General features: G+C 38.6%; 14 protein-coding genes and 1 pseudogene. 8 read left to right on the top strand and 7 right to left on the bottom strand.

Annotation, left to right across the window (positions count from 1 at the left end; translation table 11 throughout):
• Positions 1–56 precede the first annotated feature (56 nt).
• The 5 genes from PU02_RS05765 to PU02_RS05745 all read right to left on the bottom strand — a co-directional run bounded on the left by PU02_RS05765 (position 57) and on the right by PU02_RS05745 (position 6381).
• Positions 57–902: a heme ABC transporter ATP-binding protein gene (locus tag PU02_RS05765; RefSeq protein ID WP_053944474.1), complete on the bottom strand. Its 846-nt coding sequence runs from the start codon at positions 900–902 to the stop codon at positions 57–59.
• Complete coding sequence (locus PU02_RS05760) at positions 895–1887, bottom strand: FecCD family ABC transporter permease (RefSeq protein ID WP_144417880.1); 993 nt, start codon at positions 1885–1887, stop codon at positions 895–897. The genes PU02_RS05765 and PU02_RS05760 overlap by 8 nt, the downstream gene beginning before the upstream one ends.
• A gap of 118 nt (positions 1888–2005) precedes the next feature.
• On the bottom strand, positions 2006–2893 hold the full coding sequence (locus PU02_RS05755; protein WP_053944473.1) for a heme/hemin ABC transporter substrate-binding protein: 888 nt from the start codon (positions 2891–2893) through the stop codon (positions 2006–2008).
• 18 nt (positions 2894–2911) lie between these two features.
• Complete coding sequence (locus tag PU02_RS05750) at positions 2912–3955, bottom strand: hemin-degrading factor (RefSeq protein ID WP_053944472.1); 1044 nt, start codon at positions 3953–3955, stop codon at positions 2912–2914.
• A gap of 224 nt (positions 3956–4179) precedes the next feature.
• Positions 4180–6381, bottom strand: a complete 2202-nt coding sequence (locus PU02_RS05745) for a TonB-dependent hemoglobin/transferrin/lactoferrin family receptor (protein ID WP_053944471.1) — start codon at positions 6379–6381, stop codon at positions 4180–4182.
• A 276-nt stretch (positions 6382–6657) separates the two neighbouring features.
• Here PU02_RS05745 and PU02_RS05740 point away from each other — a divergent pair, with 276 nt between their 5' ends.
• The gene (locus tag PU02_RS05740) at positions 6658–7437 is read left to right on the top strand and encodes an energy transducer TonB (RefSeq protein WP_053944470.1); all 780 of its coding nucleotides are present in this window, start codon (positions 6658–6660) and stop codon (positions 7435–7437) included.
• 185 nt (positions 7438–7622) lie between these two features.
• On the opposite strand, the pseudogene PU02_RS05735 reads toward PU02_RS05740, so the two are convergent.
• Positions 7623–9743: pseudogene (locus PU02_RS05735) on the bottom strand (lytic transglycosylase domain-containing protein).
• Positions 9744–9985: 242 nt separating this feature from the next.
• On the opposite strand from PU02_RS05735, the gene dapA reads away from it, so the two are divergent.
• Together dapA and smpB are read left to right on the top strand one after the other, a co-directional pair.
• Positions 9986–10870, top strand: coding sequence for a 4-hydroxy-tetrahydrodipicolinate synthase (gene dapA, locus PU02_RS05730; RefSeq protein WP_053944469.1), 885 nt, complete (start codon positions 9986–9988; stop codon positions 10868–10870).
• Between the two features lie 18 nt (positions 10871–10888).
• Positions 10889–11368 (top strand): SsrA-binding protein SmpB, encoded by a 480-nt coding sequence (smpB, locus tag PU02_RS05725; RefSeq protein WP_053944468.1) that lies wholly within the window; start codon positions 10889–10891, stop codon positions 11366–11368.
• Between the two features lie 37 nt (positions 11369–11405).
• Here the strand turns inward: smpB and PU02_RS05720 are convergent, their stop codons facing one another.
• On the bottom strand, positions 11406–12089 hold the full coding sequence (locus PU02_RS05720) for a uracil-DNA glycosylase (protein ID WP_053944467.1): 684 nt from the start codon (positions 12087–12089) through the stop codon (positions 11406–11408).
• Between the two features lie 504 nt (positions 12090–12593).
• Here PU02_RS05720 and rpoZ point away from each other — a divergent pair.
• From rpoZ to acpS, 5 genes are all read left to right on the top strand, one after another.
• Positions 12594–12989, top strand: coding sequence for a DNA-directed RNA polymerase subunit omega (gene rpoZ, locus PU02_RS05715; RefSeq protein WP_053944466.1), 396 nt, complete (start codon positions 12594–12596; stop codon positions 12987–12989).
• 123 nt (positions 12990–13112) lie between these two features.
• Positions 13113–15341, top strand: a complete 2229-nt coding sequence (locus PU02_RS05710) for a RelA/SpoT family protein (protein WP_053944465.1) — start codon at positions 13113–13115, stop codon at positions 15339–15341.
• A 16-nt stretch (positions 15342–15357) separates the two neighbouring features.
• On the top strand, positions 15358–15936 hold the full coding sequence (gene pyrE / locus PU02_RS05705; RefSeq protein ID WP_053944684.1) for an orotate phosphoribosyltransferase: 579 nt from the start codon (positions 15358–15360) through the stop codon (positions 15934–15936).
• 105 nt (positions 15937–16041) lie between these two features.
• The gene (locus tag PU02_RS05700; RefSeq protein ID WP_053944464.1) at positions 16042–16587 is read left to right on the top strand and encodes a DUF2062 domain-containing protein; all 546 of its coding nucleotides are present in this window, start codon (positions 16042–16044) and stop codon (positions 16585–16587) included.
• Positions 16588–16630: 43 nt separating this feature from the next.
• On the top strand, positions 16631–17032 hold the full coding sequence (gene acpS, locus PU02_RS05695; protein ID WP_053944463.1) for a holo-ACP synthase: 402 nt from the start codon (positions 16631–16633) through the stop codon (positions 17030–17032).
• Positions 17033–17065 lie beyond the last annotated feature (33 nt).

Genomic DNA, 17065 nt, shown 5'->3' with positions numbered 1-17065 from the left:
GCTTTATAGCGTGGGATAAATGTTTTCAAAGAGGTAAGTGATGTAGAGGTTCTTTACTATTTTCCTGCAGGGTTGACATCCTTGTTTTTCATTATACGAATATCTTCTTTGTAAGGGGAAGCTGTATGTGGTAATATGAAGGGGGTATCTTCTTTGGGAAGCTCAGAAACATTGAGCATGCAGTGATATACGTCACGTAAGTTTTGCGTTTTCAAAACAGTAAAGGCAGTGCCTTCACAGTGGATTTTTCCTTTCTTTAACAATATTATTTTATCAGCGTAATGGGCAGCAAAATTGAGGTCATGTAGGACCATAAGAACACCACCACCACAGTTAGCGAAGTTTTTGGCGATATTCATGACAGTAAGCTGATGTTGAATGTCAAGATTAGCAATTGGCTCATCTAATATTAACCAACGTGGTATCCCATTGCAGATGGGTTTCCATATCTGGCAAAGGACACGTGCTAGTTGTACTCTTGCTTGTTCGCCACCAGATAATTGATGATAATATTTATTATCATAGTCAACAAGGCCAACTCGCTCTAAAGCTTCTTTGGGAAGGGATTCCAGGTCCCTTTTTGTGACATCAGGTTGATTTTTAGAAAGACCTAATTTTACCACTTCATGTACTAAAAACGGAAATGCTAATGTCGTTAATTGTGGTAAAATTGCGCGCATCATAGCCATTTTATGGATTTTTGTTTGAGTGATATCACAACCATTGAGTGTCATTTTTCCACTGTAGGGAATTTCTCCACTAAGTGCTTTAATAAACGTGCTTTTTCCCGATCCATTAGGGCCTATAATAACAGTGAGGGCACCACTTTTAATTTGAAGACTAATATGATCAATGATGCACACTTTCCCACGTTTTATGCAGAGATTGGTTGCCTCAATCATGAAAATTTACTCTCCGTTGATAAAAGAGTATCCAAAGAAAAAAGGGAGCTCCAAAGAGTGCTGTAACGATTCCAATTGGTAATTCTGCAGGAGAAACAACAAGGCGTGCAAATATATCCGCAAAAACAAGGAGTGTAGCTCCTAAAAGAGCAGAGCAAGGAATGAGATAGCGGTGATCTGGACCGATGAGGAGGCGTAAAATATGTGGTACTATAATACCAATGAAGCCAATTCCACCACTGACAGCAACCGCTCCACCACACATAAGTGCGACAAGTATGATGGTGATGTTATTAATTCTTTGGGTATGAAAACCAATGTGAGTAGCAACAGATTCACCGAGGGAAAGGGCATTCAGTGCGCGTGATAAAAAAGGCGAAAAAAGAAGACCAATCAAAACAAAGGGTAGAGTCAACCCAACTTTTAACCATGTAGCACTTGCAAGAGACCCAAGATTCCAGAAGGTAATGTCACGTAATTGCTGATCATTTGCAATAAAAATTAAAACCCCAGTTATAGCACCGTTTAAGGAACTAAGGGCAATACCTGCAAGAAGAACTACAGCTACAGAGGTACAACTGTGGTGTGTTGCGATTATATAAATGATAGTTGTTGATAATAGCCCACCCAAAAATGCTCCCATGATGAGCTTATAAGGTTCTAAGAATGGCGTTAATAGAGGAGGAAAATTAATGCCTATAACAATGACTAAAACTGCACCAAGACTTGCACCCGCTGATACGCCTATAATTCCAGGATCAGCAAGTGGGTTACGGAACAATCCTTGCATTAAAACGCCAGATACTGCTAAAGCTGCACCAACTAATAACCCTAAGATGATACGAGGTAATCGTATGTCTATAAGTACAAGGTAATCGTAAGTTTTACTACTTACTGTCAAATCCTCTTTAAGAAGTGTGTGGACGAGATTGATAAAAGAGACATTTGATGCACCATTGAAAAGCCCACTCAAGATACTTAACATAAGGAGAAGAACTAAACTGAATAAAGCTACCCTTTTTTCGATTTATAAGTTCACGTTTCTTTATTTTAGATACATAATTTACGAAGATATTATTGGTCATCTTGATCAGTTTTACAGGTTAGTCTGTTTTATAGAGCATATCGATAAGTTCTTTTGATGCATGTGCGGTACGTGGGCCAAAACCTAAAAAATACATAGTATCTATTTGTTTAATAGCATGATTACGGGCTGCAGGTGTTGCTTGAATTGCAGGGTTATTTTTAAGCTTATCAAAAGCATTTTTGTTTTGGATGTGATTAGTTAGTAAAATAACGTCAGGTTGCGATTTCAGTAACGCCTCATTGTTTAAAAGTTTATATCCTTTGTAGTCAGAAACAGCATTTACAGCACCAGATAATTTTATCATAGCATCTGCAGCTGTGTCTGCTCCAGAGACAAGGGCTCGCCCATCTTCTATTGAAAAAACAAAAAGGACACGTCTTGGTTGAGTTACTTTTGACAGAAGGGCATCATTTTCTATAAATTGATCGTTTATTTTTTGAATAAGGACAGCAGCCTGTTTTTCTTTGTGAAGAGCCTTACCAACAAAACGAATCTTTTCTGTTATATTTTCACGAGAAAAATTTTCTGGTACAATCAGAATAGGGATTGATGTTTTTTTGAGAAGGTCAATTGTTGAAGGAGGGCCGCTCCCCTCAACAAGAATTATGCCTTCTGGAGAGAGTGATAAAACACCTTCAGGCGAAAGGGCACGCATATATCCAAGCTCAGGAATTTTAAGGACATCTTCCGGGTATGTGCTTGTACTGTCACGAGCAATGAGTTGATCTTGGGCACCTAATGCATAGATAATTTCTGTGAGTGCACCACCTACAGAAACAATACGCGCATTTTCAGGAAAATCAGTTACAAAATCAGCAATTGCCTTTTGGAGAGAAAAAATAAAGGAGAACAAAGTGCACGCAAAAAAAACACTTGAGTATCTACGCAAAAAAGATGTGCACATGCTGTACCTTTATCTTCATTAAACGGTAGCTGTTTCTTGATACAAAGGCAAATTATTTAACAAAAGACGCCAATCTTCACGTTCTTGTTGTCCTTCTTTGCGTAAGCCAAAGAATTGAATAATTATTTCGCCATTTTTATCAAAAACTTCGAGTGAATTAACATAACCATCTTTAGTAGGTTTACGAACACGCCATGCCTTGTCAATTTCTGAGGTGTACAAATGCATGCTAAAAGTTGGATCAAGAATATTAAGCCAAGGCCCCATTTTCTTTATATTTTCCACTTTTCCAGTAAAAATCTGGATACAACCCTTATTACCAACAAAACACATAATGGGTAGTCCTTTTTGCGCAGCCTCACACAGCATAATCTCAATGGATTCTACTTCTAATTCGCTAGCAAATTCACTACCAGCATATTTAACAGCGTCATGTCTACTTATTTTAAATTCAGAAATGATCATATGAAGTTGATGAACATCTGTCATTCTTCGCCAACGATTACGAAAATCTTCTACATCCAATACTGTTGGACTTTCTAATACAGCCTGAGGAACAGGAAGAATGCTAAGATTGAATGACTGATCTGTATGGAGTAATTTCTCAACAAGAAAATCCCATTCCTCAATGTTTGTCGCATCTTTGCAATAAACTTTGAAAATAGCCGTACCGTGCTTGTCAAAAAATTGCAGGCTCTTCGTAAGTTTTCCAGCAATAACCATTTCATATTCGAAGCAGAATTCCCATCTTTCAGGAAAGATGCGTAAATCAACCTCACCGAGTGTCAAAAGAACATGTTCACCTTGAACAATCTTTTCAAAACACCCAGTCACTTCATGAACAGCAACATCATTGCGCGTCAGAACCATAACCATCCCTACTTTGGGCATATGCTCAAGAAAAGCAACGACGTCAGGGCGCAACCTCTTCGCTTGTCCAATTGTGCAATAAGCAGCAACAAATTCCGCCTCAGACATACCAATAGAAGCCGCAAAATCACGATTGCGCATATCTCTTTTTTCTTCACGTAAGCAAATGATCTCTTCTGCTGTATAAGCCATGGATTTTCCTTAATACTACATAAACATCTAATTCTTTATAAAATTAGACTACCCGGAATAATAAATCCAACCCATCGCCAAGAAAATCCTTACTGTTTAGAAAAACGGCTAAGAATTAACAGATTGAAAATTCAAAAACTCCTATCTTAATTCTCAATTCAAGAAAATCGCAACAACTCCCCCCTCCATCATTATAAATTTTTCATAACCAAAAATCTCATAAATCAAAACTTCTGCACAAAGGACACCTTGAAATTACGACCAGGTTGACTAAAGTAATCCTTAGGGAGGGGAGAGACTCCTCTGGGAGAAGCTTCAGGAAGGTCACTCGCATTCCAATATTTTTTGTCAAAAAGATTATAAACACCAGCTTGCACAATAGGCCCTTTCTCTCCCAAAGGCTTCCACCAACTTAGCACATCAAAAAGACCATAAGCTGGAACTTTCCCATAATAAGATTTATTCTTTACATTGTTGTCTTCAGCAACCAGTGTAAGTAAAACGTCCAATCCCCATTTCCCCCCTTTTTCATATCCCAATCCAACAACCGACTTCAATGGTGGAATTGAGCTCAGATCTTGTTTCTTATCAAGATCCCTTCCCTTGGCATAAGAAACACCAAAATTACTATGAAAACCATTCTTCAAGTTCCAGTGCACTGCTGCTTCAACACCATGAATTCGTACATGTGCGAGATTTACGTAGTGATTACGCTGAAGCATAAATTCTTCTGACGGCCCTTTATCTACACGCTCAATAAAATCCTTATAGTCATTTACAAAAAGAGATACAGCCCCGCCCCAATGAATATTACCATATTTTATACCAAAATCATATCCATTGCTGATTTCAGGTTTTAGATCAGGATTTCCAACCACGTAATACATGGGAGGTTTCGCATATGCGACATAAAGTTCTGAAACACTCGGCATGCGAAAAGCTTGCGCCCATTGAGCATAAAGCGTTACCTGAGTGTCTGCATCCCACTCTACCCGTAACTTTGGAGAAAAACGTGAAGAACTTCTCTTCGGAGGGTTTTCTTCAGAATCCCTTATTTGCGCATAAGCATAAGAGGAAGTTTTCTGAGGGGTATGCACATACCAATCATAACGAATTCCAGGAATTACGCGGAAACGACCACCATGAACATCAATCGCATCTTCAAAAGCTATACCAAAACCGGTACTATCTGTGTCTGGAGAATCCGACATGTTCGTGCGTAAAAAAACACATGCTCGTTTATTTTCTGGCAAATGACAATTATCTTCACCATATGCATATTGATGAAACTTAGATGCAAAGATATTTGCTGAAAACCGCACTGTGTTGCCTATCGTGCTAGTACCAAATCTCTTCAAATCACCACTTGCACTAAAACCATAAACCGTATTTTGGATCAGATTTTCTCTTAGATATCTCCCTTTTGGTGACTGCAACCTATGTCCACTCATTACGTGGTCACTTGACTGCTCTTGCCAATAAAGCTGCCCATGAAAAGCATCAAAAACAGTATCCCCATCACCATTGTAATCATAGTAGAGAGAAAAACGTTTACGGTCTCGATCATCTTCATCATGAACAGATGCCGGAGCATACATTGTGGATGCAGCATTCAGAGAATGGGTATCCTTCTTGTAATTAAAACGCTCCATAGCAAAACCTAACCTATGGTTATTGCTAAGGTATTGATGAACCTTGAAAAGGATATTATTCCGGTCAAAATTGGCAGGGTTAGCATGTGTACGCTCTTCCCCATAACCACCGATTGTTCCCATACTATTACGTTCATGACCATCCACTACAGACCCTTGAAAAAGAATAAGGGTTTGATCAGCACGCATTGCAAGAGCCTGATCTAGACGCCAACTCTTATCAATAGAACTATAACCACCTTTCGTTATCATGCCCCAATTCTTTTCAGTAATAAGAAGGTCTTCAGGATTGAGAGTATGCAAGTTAATGGTTCCACCTAATGCGCCAGAACCATACAGGCTAGAATCCGAACCTTTAACGATGTCAAATGCAGAAAGGGCATTCATATCAAACATTGACGCACCACCCTTCACACCGCGGATCTCATCACTTAACCATGGAAGAGGTATACCATCAATTTGTGTTAAAATGCGGTTGGCATCTAAACCACGAATGGCGAAACTATCGTTAGCTACATTATAAGTTATAGAAGGATCAAGGCGGTTAACATCATGGATGCCATCTATCTGCTTTTGATCAATATCCTGAACATTTTTGCGGTTTGTTAGAACCGTTATTGCATTTGGATCTACACGACCGCTCTCAATCACAATTGGCTTCAGTTCAACCACAGAGTCTTCGTTATTTTGCGCGAGAACAAACGAAGATGCTCCAACAGACAGTACACCAAAAGCCACACAATTTCTATAAAAATTCTTCCACTTGACTTGCATGATAAACCAACAACCTTATCAAATAAACTAAACAATTTCTATCCCAGTATTCTTCCTTCCCAACGCAAGAGAGCATCGCATAAACCAAAAAGATCATTCGGGAATAGTCAGACCCTAATCAACTGAACAATACCAATATTAAGAAGTTAATGCAAAACAATGAGTGCAGCATATAAAATGCGACAAAAATCGTCAAGAAAAAAGTTGCAATTTGAAAATAGCTTGCTTTAATGAAATCACGTGCAAAGCTGAGTTAGAATGGGGATGGATAGGTTTATGAGTTATGCAAATATTGAACGATTATCGGTTGTTTGGATATGTGCATTTTTTGTTGCTATTTTTCTGCATTTTGCATTTTGGATGCAATTTTATTTCCACAAAATGAGTGTAGCGAGCAGACAGGGAGATGTTTTTTTTCCGACGGTTATGCTGACTTTTACGCAAGAGGGTGCACAGTCCGATCTAGATGAAGAATTTCATTCCGATTTTTTAGATTTTGGGAAAGATAGTCAAGAAATGTTGGAGTTAGTTGCATATGAAGATGGATCAAAAGAGATTCAATCTTTTGAGGAACAAGAATTTATTTCGAACAGAAGTGATTTTATAGTGCAAGAGTTTCAAAAAAAAGCATCTCTTCCGGAGGAAAAGAGCGAAGTAGGGGAAGAGAGCAAGGTAGAAGAATTATCAATAACACAAAAAAATCAACGCAATAAAGGCCATACAGAAACTGCACAATTATCTACTTTTGGTAAGCACAATAGTACGAGAATGTACGATAATACTTTGTTGGCACAGTGGTTTGCGAAGTTGCAGGCACAATTGGAAAGACAAAAAAAATACCTTATGCGAAAACGTATTCGCCATGTAAATGGGATTGTGCAGTTAGAATTTAAGGTGCAGGAACAGGGAGAAGTCGTTTTTTACCGTATAGCGCAGTCTTCCGGAAATAATGAACTAGATCATTTAGCTATAGTAGCACTTCAACGAGCTTCTTTTCCTCCTCCCCCGTATTCGAATATAAACGAAAAAATAAGAGTGTCTCTAATATTTAATTAGTTTTACGTAATTTGTGATTTTAGATACGCAGGGGGTCTTTTTCAAAAAGGTAATCTTTCATCATTTGGATGGATACCTAAAATAAAGTCAGTCTCCTTTTGTCAAAAGGTATGTAAATCGATTTTTGTACTATGGCAAATTTTACAACTTCCGATATAAGATTTGTTTTCAGCGAATGAGTTTAGTTATCTGAGATGCCCAGGATGCCCAGAAACAAGGTCCGTTTTTATATCCATTGTTCCGACAAGTCTCATTTTATAAATTCCATAATTTTCCATGACACGCATTATGTAATGGCGGGTTTCTATGTAAGGAATACGTTCTATCCAGTCGATCACTTTCTCAATGGGTTGCTCTCTGGGATCACCATAGCGTTCTATCCATTCATTTGCCCGTCGGGGACCTGCGTTGTAACTAACGAGAGTTAATACAAAAGATCCATTAAAACGTTTTAACTGCTCATCCAAAAAATGAGCACTCAGGGTGGCACTATAACCGGCATCATTGGCTAATTTTTGTTGAGACCAAGGAATTGAATGTTTATTAGCAAGTTCTTTTGCTGTTGTGGGAAGTAGTTGTAACATGCCTTGAGCACCTGCTTTTGATACGGCTTTAGGGTTAAACTCACTTTCTTGGCGTGCAATGGCATAGACGAGTGCTTTCTTTGTTGTGGAAATATTGACAGATGATGGAATGGCCCCTATAGGATAGGAGAGGGCATCAATATCATTATCTTGTGGAACGGGAGTTTTTTCCGATCTTGAGGCTAGTGTAATAATCCCCTTTTTTTCTGCCATAACAGCCAAGAGGGCTAATTCACCTCTGCTTTTTATCATTTTGCTAAGTTCACTATAAAGAATTTTTGCCAAATGGGTCTGACCAATTTTTTCAAGTTTTTTGATAGCCTGAACAGATTTTCTCGCACTAAAGCGCTGTCGTTCCTCAGGTGTAGGTTTTGGAAAAGAGATTGTGAGTTTTGTTCTTTTGAGCTTGGAGTTTGCTAATTGACCATAATATGTTGTTTTGAAATGAGCTGCGCGGTGAAAATAATTAAGAGCATCTTGATGATTGCCTAATTTTTCTGCTGCTCGTCCTATCCAGTAATATCCACGAGATGTATGAAAGGGTGTTGAAGATAATTTGGGTATATGTGTAAAATGTTGCATGGCCAATTTAGGATCACGCAAAAATTGTAATGCATACCACCCTGCATGGAATGCAGCATCAATTTTTGATGAAGGCTCTGCGCCGGTGTCGTGTGCAACAAGTTGATAAGCAATTTGAGGTTTATTTAGATCAAGCATTTCACGAGAAATAGCACGTCGTTCTATCCACCACGCATGAGGATCGACAAGGTTTTCTGTGTCTTGTGGTGCTCTCATCATGAGTGTTGCTGCAGCGTTATATTGTCCTGTTCGTCTCAAATATCGAATTTGCGCAAATTGCAGGAGAGGATCTTTTTGCCATGATTGATCAACAGCTTTTAATTTTTGTGCGGCTCTAGGGTCATTTTTTTCAACTGCAGCAAAAGCTTTAAACAGAGATTGAGCTTGAGCTAATACAGCAACCCGTTCAGCTGAGTTGATACGATTAGCATAAAGCATGATTTTCATGCGTTTTAGGTGATCAATAGGTTTCAATATAGAGTGTGTTTCCTTAAGTATAAGCTTTTCTTCTTCTGCAGTAAGCTTTGTTTTATGCCACCATGGTGCAATGATCTGTCGTGCACGAGAGGTTTTTCCAGTTGAAACAAGTGCCTTAATAAAGGCAGCCATACCTTGTGCTGTAATAGGAGGGTTATAGGAAAAAAATTGAATAACCTTTTGTGCAGAATGAGTTTCACTAGCAAAAGAATATTCAGCATTTCTTTGTATGATGGTTATACCAGGCCATTCTTTTAATTCATTGATTGTATTAAACAATTCAGCGCTTGGAGTTTTAGGGTTATTTGATACACCAATTGCCCATGTTAAAATTTGGCGGTCGAGGCTATTTGTTGCCATTACATCGCGAAGAGCTATCGCTTGGATGACATTATTATTTGCAAGAGCATTCAGGCCTGATTTGAGTTGGTTGGATACGATAATGTTCTTGGTTGTATCAGGAGATATTTTTTCATTACGAGCGGGCTTGGACGGTTTTTTGAGATTTTTTACTGTTGTTGTAGAAACGTGAGGACGAGGTAAAGGGATTGGTACTATGGAAGGAATGAAGGGGTTTTGTGCAGATACGTTCGGTGATAAAATTGCTACAAGCATCAATGCTATCAAAGATCGTATAAAAAAGTAAGTGAACGGTAAGTACATTGGGAAAAAACCTTGCAATTTAGCCTCTATAAACCCCTATAATTTTTCCCATACCGGAGAATCTTAACGAAAAAGAATAAAGTTTGTGTCAATATAACAATGAGTTCTCTAAAAAATGTTTAAGGTGGTGAAATATATGTGAAATTTTCTTTGTTTCAGTTATTATAATAAAATTATGCTTTGTAATCACTATTTTTGAAGGTATTACTTCAGGTAAATTGAGTATTACTAAGGAGTTTATCATGCTCAGAGGAGCATTAACCGCACTTATTACACCTTTTCGCGAAGATTGTTCCATTGATGAAAAGGCATTTTGTGATTTTGTTGAGTGGCAGGTTAAGCAAGGTATCAATGGTGTAGTTCCTGTTGGGACTACAGGTGAGTCGCCTACTTTAAATCACGAGGAACATAAGAGGGTTGTTGAGTTATGTGTTGAGCAAGTTGCCCGGCGCGTTGCTGTAGTTGCAGGGGCAGGTTCAAATAGTACAGATGAGGCTGTAGAGCTTGCACAGCATGCTGAAAAATCTGGCGCAGATGCGGTTTTAGTCGTAACTCCTTATTACAACAAGCCTAATCAAAGAGGGATATATGCTCACTTTGCAACTATTGCTAAAGCTGTTTCTATTCCAATTGTAATCTACAACATTCCAGGGCGTTCTGTTGTTGATATGACGGTAGAAACTATGGGAGAGCTTTCTAAGAATTTTAAAAATATCGTTGGTGTTAAGGATGCGACGAGTAGAATTGAGCGAGTGGGTGAGCAACGAGAAAAATGTGGGAAAGTTTTTGCACAGCTTTCTGGAGATGATCGCACAGCGTTGGGATTTAATGCTCATGGAGGCGTTGGATGTATTTCCGTTTCATCTAATGTAGCTCCGAAGCTTTGTGTAGAGCTTTATTCCGCGTGTCTCCGTGGTGATTATAGGACGGCGCTAGAACTCAATGATCGTTTGACACCTCTTAATCACGCTATATTTGTTGAGCCGAATCCTGCAGGCATTAAATATGCAGCTGCACGGTTAGGAATTTGTCTTGATGTTGTTCGTTTACCGATCGTTCCACTAGAAGACAGCACCAAGAGGATGATTGATGCGGCTTTGCAATATGCTGGCCTCATTGAAGAGTAAAATTATGTTAAAGTGGTTATGAATAAAAGAAAAAATCTACCAATACGTAAGGTAATCGCGGAGAATCGCAAGGCGCGTTTTAATTTTGAACTTTTCGAGCATCTTGAGGCTGGTCTTGTGCTTCATGGAACAGAAGTTAAGTCTTTGCGTTCTAATCATGCTAATATTGCTGAGAGTTATGCTAGTTTTGAATATGGGGAATTATGGTTAGTTAATAGTCATATCCCTGAATATGAGCAAGCAAACCGATTTAATCATGAACCGCGTCGTTTGCGAAAATTACTCATATCATCTCGTGAAATGGCACGTTTCTTCAATGCAGTTTCTCGTGAAGGGATGACCATTGTTCCGCTGAGAATTTATTTTAATGAACGAGGACGTGTCAAATTGGAGATCGCATTAGCACGTGGTAAAAAGCTTCACGATAAACGTGAAACAGAAAAGAAACGTGATTGGAATCGTGAAAAAGAAAAATTATTGAAGCAATATAGGTTGTAGGGTTGATTACGACACGTTTTTTCTTGTCATATTAATATTAGTGGTTGCAATGTTGATCTAGGTACATTCTTGCGTCGTGAAAAATTTGATGAAACATGGCATTCGTCAGCCGACCAGTGTTAGTGTTATAACGTGAACAATGGTAGCTTGAGAAAATACGTAATTTACCTATGTTGTATGTTTTTCCGTGACCAAAAGGGTATGATGTTGCTCGTGCGTTGAGGGCACGTATGGTTGAAAGATGAGCAATATTTCCGAGGGTGATAACAGCTTGAAGTTTAGGAAGATTTTCGAAAAGAGGTGAGAAGAAAGATCGACAAGTGTTAATTTCGGTACTAGAAGGTTTATTTTCTGGGGGAACACAACGAACTGAATTGACTATTGTCGTATCGATGAGTTCTAGGGTATCATCGATCCGTTCTTCAAAATTCCCTCGAGCAAAACTAAACTTTTTCAGAGTAGAATAAAGAAGCTGACCGGCATAGTCACCTGTAAAAGGGCGTCCAGTTCTATTTGCTCCACGCAATCCAGGGGCCAGTCCCACGATGAGGAGGCGCGTTGTTTCCGCACCCCTATAAGGAAAAAAAGGACTTACAGGTGCGTTATGCCAGTGGGGTTCTTTTAAGCGCCAATGAGCGATAAAATTATGGAGACGTGGACATAAATTACAATTTGAAGGTGGTTCCAGGCAAAAAAGTTGTATTCGTTCATGAACTGTCATTGTGAATATCCGTCACCTCTGAGTTAATCTACCGTAGTGTCATTGGATAACATGATGAGTCCCAACCTTTATGCTAATGAGGAGCATCTTATAGTGTAGTTTAGTAAAAGATGTCACTGATTATTTTATGCATTAAAAACAATTTTGTTTAGATATTTTTTTAAAAATATAAATTTTTGCCAAGAAAATGGGGTTGTTTTTGTTTGCAGTAATGATAAAAATAGCGACAGCTCTGAGAAAATTTTAAAATGTTGAGTATGCTGGAGTGAGAATTGAAAATTTGAACAACCCAATTAATATTCAGAAAATTATGTAACTTTTAGCGCAAAACATAGTTTTGCAGAATAAATGATATCTTAGGATGTCATTTATGGGGCAGCTATAGGAGTAATATTTTCTGGAAAAATATTAGGAGACAGTGTTGTTTTTTTAATTTTTCCTTTAGAATACAATGTATAATTTTGTTGGTTGTTGGGTTTTTGAACTTTGTAGAAAGGGGCAGGAATGGCTCGCGTGACAGTAGAAGATTGTCTCGATAAGGTTGATAATCGTTTTGAGTTAGTACTTTTGGCTGGGCATCGTGCTCGTCAGATTTCACAGGGAGCACAGATTACTGTTGATCGTGATAATGACAAAAATCCGGTTGTGGCTTTGCGTGAGATAGCGGATGAAATTTTGTCTCCTGCTGATTTGAAAGAAGACCTCATTCATTCATTGCAAAAGCATGTAGAAGTAGATGAACCAGAGACGGTCACTGATTTTATTTCCCATTCAGGAAAGTCTGAAGCTTTAGGTGCTTCGTCAGAAGAAGAGAACTGTTCGTTTGATTATATGACAGAAGAAGATCTTTTAGCTGGTATTGAGGGTTTGGTTGTTCCAGAAAAGAGCGATGATTACTGATATTGCTATCTAGCAAGAAAGTAAAGTATCGTAGGCTATTTCTTTCTCTGTGTTTTCGTTTTACATCTGTATGGGTAATGTTTGGCAGTGCTTTGTGTGTGGAGTTGTTGAGGATATGCTTGTATGATGCATCAGTATGAGCTTGTTGAGCGTATTCGGCATTATAAGCCTAACGTCAATGAAGCTTTATTGAAGAAAGCATATGTCTATGCAATGCAGAAGCATGGTCGTCAGAAGCGTGCTTCTGGTGATCTTTATTTTTCTCATCCTCTTGAAGTGGCTGCTATTTTAACGGATATGCGTTTGGATGAAGCTACAATTGTGGTTGCTCTCCTACATGATACGATCGAGGATACAGACGCTACAAGGGCAGAAATTGACCATCTTTTTGGATCTGAAATTGGTAAGTTGGTTGAAGGGCTCACTAAGCTTAAAAAGCTTGATTTTGTGTCAAAGAAAGCTGTACAGGCAGAAAATTTGCGAAAACTGCTTATTGCGATTTCAGATGATTTTCGCGTTCTTTTAGTTAAGTTAGCAGATCGTCTCCATAATATGCGTACTCTTGGAGTCATGTGCGATGATAAGCGTCGCTGGATTGCTGAAGAAACAATGGATATTTATGCACCTCTTGCTGGTCGTATGGGGATGCAAGATATGCGAGAAGAATTGGAAGACCTATCCTTTTTCTATTTAAATCCAGAAGGATACAGTGCTATCACTGATAAGCTTTCTGATCTCTTGGAACGTAATCGTGATTTGCTTTTTACGATTGAAAACGAGTTAATGAAGCTTTTTTCCGAGCATAACATCAAGGCTGATGTCAAAAGTCGCCAAAAAAGACCTTATTCTGTTTTTCGCAAAATGGAGAGTAAAGCTTTATCCTTTGGGCAATTATCTGATATTTTTGGGTTTCGTGTAATCGTTGAAACAGTTTGTGATTGCTACCGTGCTTTAGGAATTATCCATACTACGTGGTCGATGGTTCCTGGACGTTTTAAGGACTATATTTCAACACCTAAACAAAATGGTTATCGTTCAATTCATACGACAATTGTTGGCCCTTCACGGCAACGTGTTGAATTGCAAATTAGAACGAATATCATGGATAAAATCGCAGAATATGGTGTAGCAGCGCATTCCATTTACAGGGATTATGGAGCTAATCATTCGATTCCAAAATTTTTGAATGAGATGAATGCCTATGCATGGTTGTGTCAAACAATTCAGGCTTTATTGGATGGGGACAATCCTGAAGAGTTTTTAGAGCATACGAAGCTTGAACTTTTTCAAGATCAGGTTTTTTGTTTTACGCCAAAAGGACGGTTAATTGCCTTGCCAAAGGGCGCCATACCCATTGATTTTGCTTACGCTGTTCATACTGATATAGGTAATTCCTGTGTTGGGGTAAAGACTAATGGTTGTGTTATGCCTTTGATGACCAAGTTAAAAAATGGTGATGAAGTTGATATTATTCGTGCACAGGTTCGAGTTCCACCAGCTGCGTGGGAGTTTCTTGTTGTAACAGGGAAGGCACGTTCAGCAATCCGTCGAGCGACACGTGCAGCGGTTCGTAAGCAATATTCGGAGCTTGGGTACCGTGTTCTTGAACGTTCATTTGAATGTGCAGGAAAACAATTTTCTAAGGATGTTTTGCAGAAATTTTTACACCGTTTGGCTCGTAAAGATGTAGAAGATGTGTTGGCATCTGTTGGTTGTGGGGAGTTGCAGGCTTCTGATGTTATCAAGGCGATTTATCCAGATTACCAAGACCAACGGTTGATTCAAAGATTATCTTTTAAACCTGAAGAAGATGGGTGGTTTAATATTGAAAACGCACAAGGTATGATTTTTAAGGTTCCTGAAAATGAAAAGGATAAGACTTTAGAAGGAGAACATCAACGTAAAGAGCTTCCCATTCGAGGCATTAGTGGAGATATTCCAGTGCGATTTTCTCCCGAAGGTGCTGTTCCAGGGGATCGGATTGTTGGCATTATGCAGCCAGGTGCAGGTATTATTATTTATCCTATTCAATCTCCATCTTTAATGGCTTATGATGATCAGCCGGAGCGCTGGATTGATGTGCGCTGGGATATCAATGCCGAGATGGATGAGCGTTTTCCTTCCAGAATCAATGTGTTAGCTATTAATAATCCTGGTTCATTGGCTGAAATTTCTCAGATCATTTTTGCTAATGATGCAAATATCCAAAATTTATCATTAATCCGCATGGCACCAGATTTTACAGAAATTATAATCGATTTGGAGGTCTGGGATTTAAAGTATTTGAATCGGATTCTATCTCAGTTAAAAGAATCAAGTTCTGTTAGTGTAGCACGTCGAGTACATGGATGAAGTAAGAGATTTTAGAATGAATACGCAAGGTGTAATTGATATTTTTAAACAAGCAAATGCTATTTTACATGGACATTTTATTTTAACGTCTGGTCGTCATAGTGCTGTTTATATCCACAAAGCAAGAGTATTTATGCATGCTGAGTTGACAGAAAAATTGTGCTACAGTCTCGCCCAAAAAATCAAAAGTCACGTTAAAGGAACGATAGATTATGTAGTTGGTCCTGCGATTGGTGGTCTTATTCCTGCATATGAAACATCGCGTCATTTAGGAGTGCCGTCTCTTTGGGTAGAGCGTGAGAATGGTGTATTCCGTTTGCGTCGTTTTGAAATTAAAAAAGGTGCAAGAGTTGTTATTGTTGAAGATATTGTAACAACGGGTCTTTCTATTCGCGAGACAATAGAAGCTCTCATTTTGGCAGGAGCAGATGTTGTCGCAAGCGCATGTATACTTGACCGTTCTGGTGGAAATGTTGACGTTGGAGTGCCATTGATTGCGTTAGCTGAGTATGAAATAGAGTCTTATGATGCTGATGCATTGCCTACAGAACTTTCCGTGCTTCCAGCTGTCAAATTAGGGAGTAGAAATATTTAATTACCTTTATTTACTTTTATTTTTATGTAAAATTTGGGTGATGTTGTCTAGAATCATTGTGTGTGCGTGGGAGGTTTTGTACACGGGAGAATATGTGAGCATTGCATGCTTTTTGATCATCGAAAGTTAGTAGCTCTTGGAGAGCGGGTGTGGGGTTTTGTTCAGCGACATTGCTCGTTTTTTCGCTATATGTATAGGCGTGTTTTGTGTATATCAGCAGAGCCTCATAGGGTAGCGTTAGGGTTTTCTATGGGAGTTTTTTCAGCTTTTTCTCCCTTTCTAGGATTGCATATCATTCTGGCGGTGTTTTTTTCTTGGGTTTTTCGCGGTAATTTTACTGCAGCAGTTATAGGAACTATTTTTTCGAATCCGCTGACGTTTTTTTTCATTATTGCCGCTGATTATAAAGTAGGGCATCTCCTTTTATGGTCTTTTGATTCTGGTGATGCGATATCTTTTTCTCAAATTAGCATGATGTTCAATAATTTGACATTTTCTCAGGCGTGGTTGTTTTTTTTACGCACGTGGGACTTGATTCTGGTGCCGATGATTGTGGGTGGTACTTTTTTGGGTTTTATTTTTGGAAGTTTGTCTTACGTAGGCATCTATAGAGTGGTGACTCGTTTCCAAAAAAGAGGAACCAGGAGATAATGCAAAAATTGTATTTATTGCAAAATAATAAGGGACGTATTTTATGATCGTTGGCCTTGGTAGCGATATAATTGATATAAGACGTGTTGAGAAAATGTTAGCTCGCTACGGTGATCGTTTCATTCAGCGTATTTTTACAGATGCTGAACAAAGTAAATCTAATGGTCTTCGTAGAAGTTCTTGTTCTTATGCTAAAAGGTTTGCTGCTAAAGAGGCTTGTGCTAAGGCTCTAGGGACAGGGTTTTCTTGTGGTGTTAGTTGGAAGGATATAGGAGTTGTTAATTTACCATCTGGTAAACCGACAATGAAGTTAACTAATTATGCATACTCACGATTACAAAAGTTATTGCCACCTAAACATGAGGCTATCATACATCTAAGTCTAACAGATGATTTCCCTTGGGCGCAGGCATTCGTTATTATAGAGGCGCTTTCATGTAAGTAGATATTTGAGAGATTGTGTTTTTATTATTTAGGA

This window comes from Bartonella ancashensis (genome assembly GCF_001281405.1).
Lineage (GTDB): Bacteria > Pseudomonadota > Alphaproteobacteria > Rhizobiales > Rhizobiaceae > Bartonella > Bartonella ancashensis.
Note: the sequence above shows the minus strand (reverse complement) of the source record. Positions and strands in the feature narration are given on the sequence as shown.

Bases quoted from the DNA above. Each gene is read 5' to 3' on its own strand.
- acpS (WP_053944463.1), top strand. From the start codon at position 16,631: ATGATCGTTGGCCTTGGTAGCGATATAATTGATATAAGACGTGTTGAG.
- PU02_RS05755 (WP_053944473.1), bottom strand. From the start codon at position 2,893: ATGTGCACATCTTTTTTGCGTAGATACTCAAGTGTTTTTTTTGCGTGC.
- PU02_RS05745 (WP_053944471.1), bottom strand. From the start codon at position 6,381: ATGCAAGTCAAGTGGAAGAATTTTTATAGAAATTGTGTGGCTTTTGGT.
- PU02_RS05750 (WP_053944472.1), bottom strand. From the start codon at position 3,955: ATGGCTTATACAGCAGAAGAGATCATTTGCTTACGTGAAGAAAAAAGA.
- rpoZ (WP_053944466.1), top strand. From the start codon at position 12,594: ATGGCTCGCGTGACAGTAGAAGATTGTCTCGATAAGGTTGATAATCGT.
- pyrE (WP_053944684.1), top strand. From the start codon at position 15,358: ATGAATACGCAAGGTGTAATTGATATTTTTAAACAAGCAAATGCTATT.
- PU02_RS05765 (WP_053944474.1), bottom strand. From the start codon at position 902: ATGATTGAGGCAACCAATCTCTGCATAAAACGTGGGAAAGTGTGCATC.
- PU02_RS05740 (WP_053944470.1), top strand. From the start codon at position 6,658: ATGAGTTATGCAAATATTGAACGATTATCGGTTGTTTGGATATGTGCA.
- PU02_RS05760 (WP_144417880.1), bottom strand. From the start codon at position 1,887: ATGTTAAGTATCTTGAGTGGGCTTTTCAATGGTGCATCAAATGTCTCT.
- smpB (WP_053944468.1), top strand. From the start codon at position 10,889: ATGAATAAAAGAAAAAATCTACCAATACGTAAGGTAATCGCGGAGAAT.
- dapA (WP_053944469.1), top strand. From the start codon at position 9,986: ATGCTCAGAGGAGCATTAACCGCACTTATTACACCTTTTCGCGAAGAT.
- PU02_RS05710 (WP_053944465.1), top strand. From the start codon at position 13,113: ATGATGCATCAGTATGAGCTTGTTGAGCGTATTCGGCATTATAAGCCT.
- PU02_RS05720 (WP_053944467.1), bottom strand. From the start codon at position 12,089: ATGACAGTTCATGAACGAATACAACTTTTTTGCCTGGAACCACCTTCA.
- PU02_RS05700 (WP_053944464.1), top strand. From the start codon at position 16,042: ATGCTTTTTGATCATCGAAAGTTAGTAGCTCTTGGAGAGCGGGTGTGG.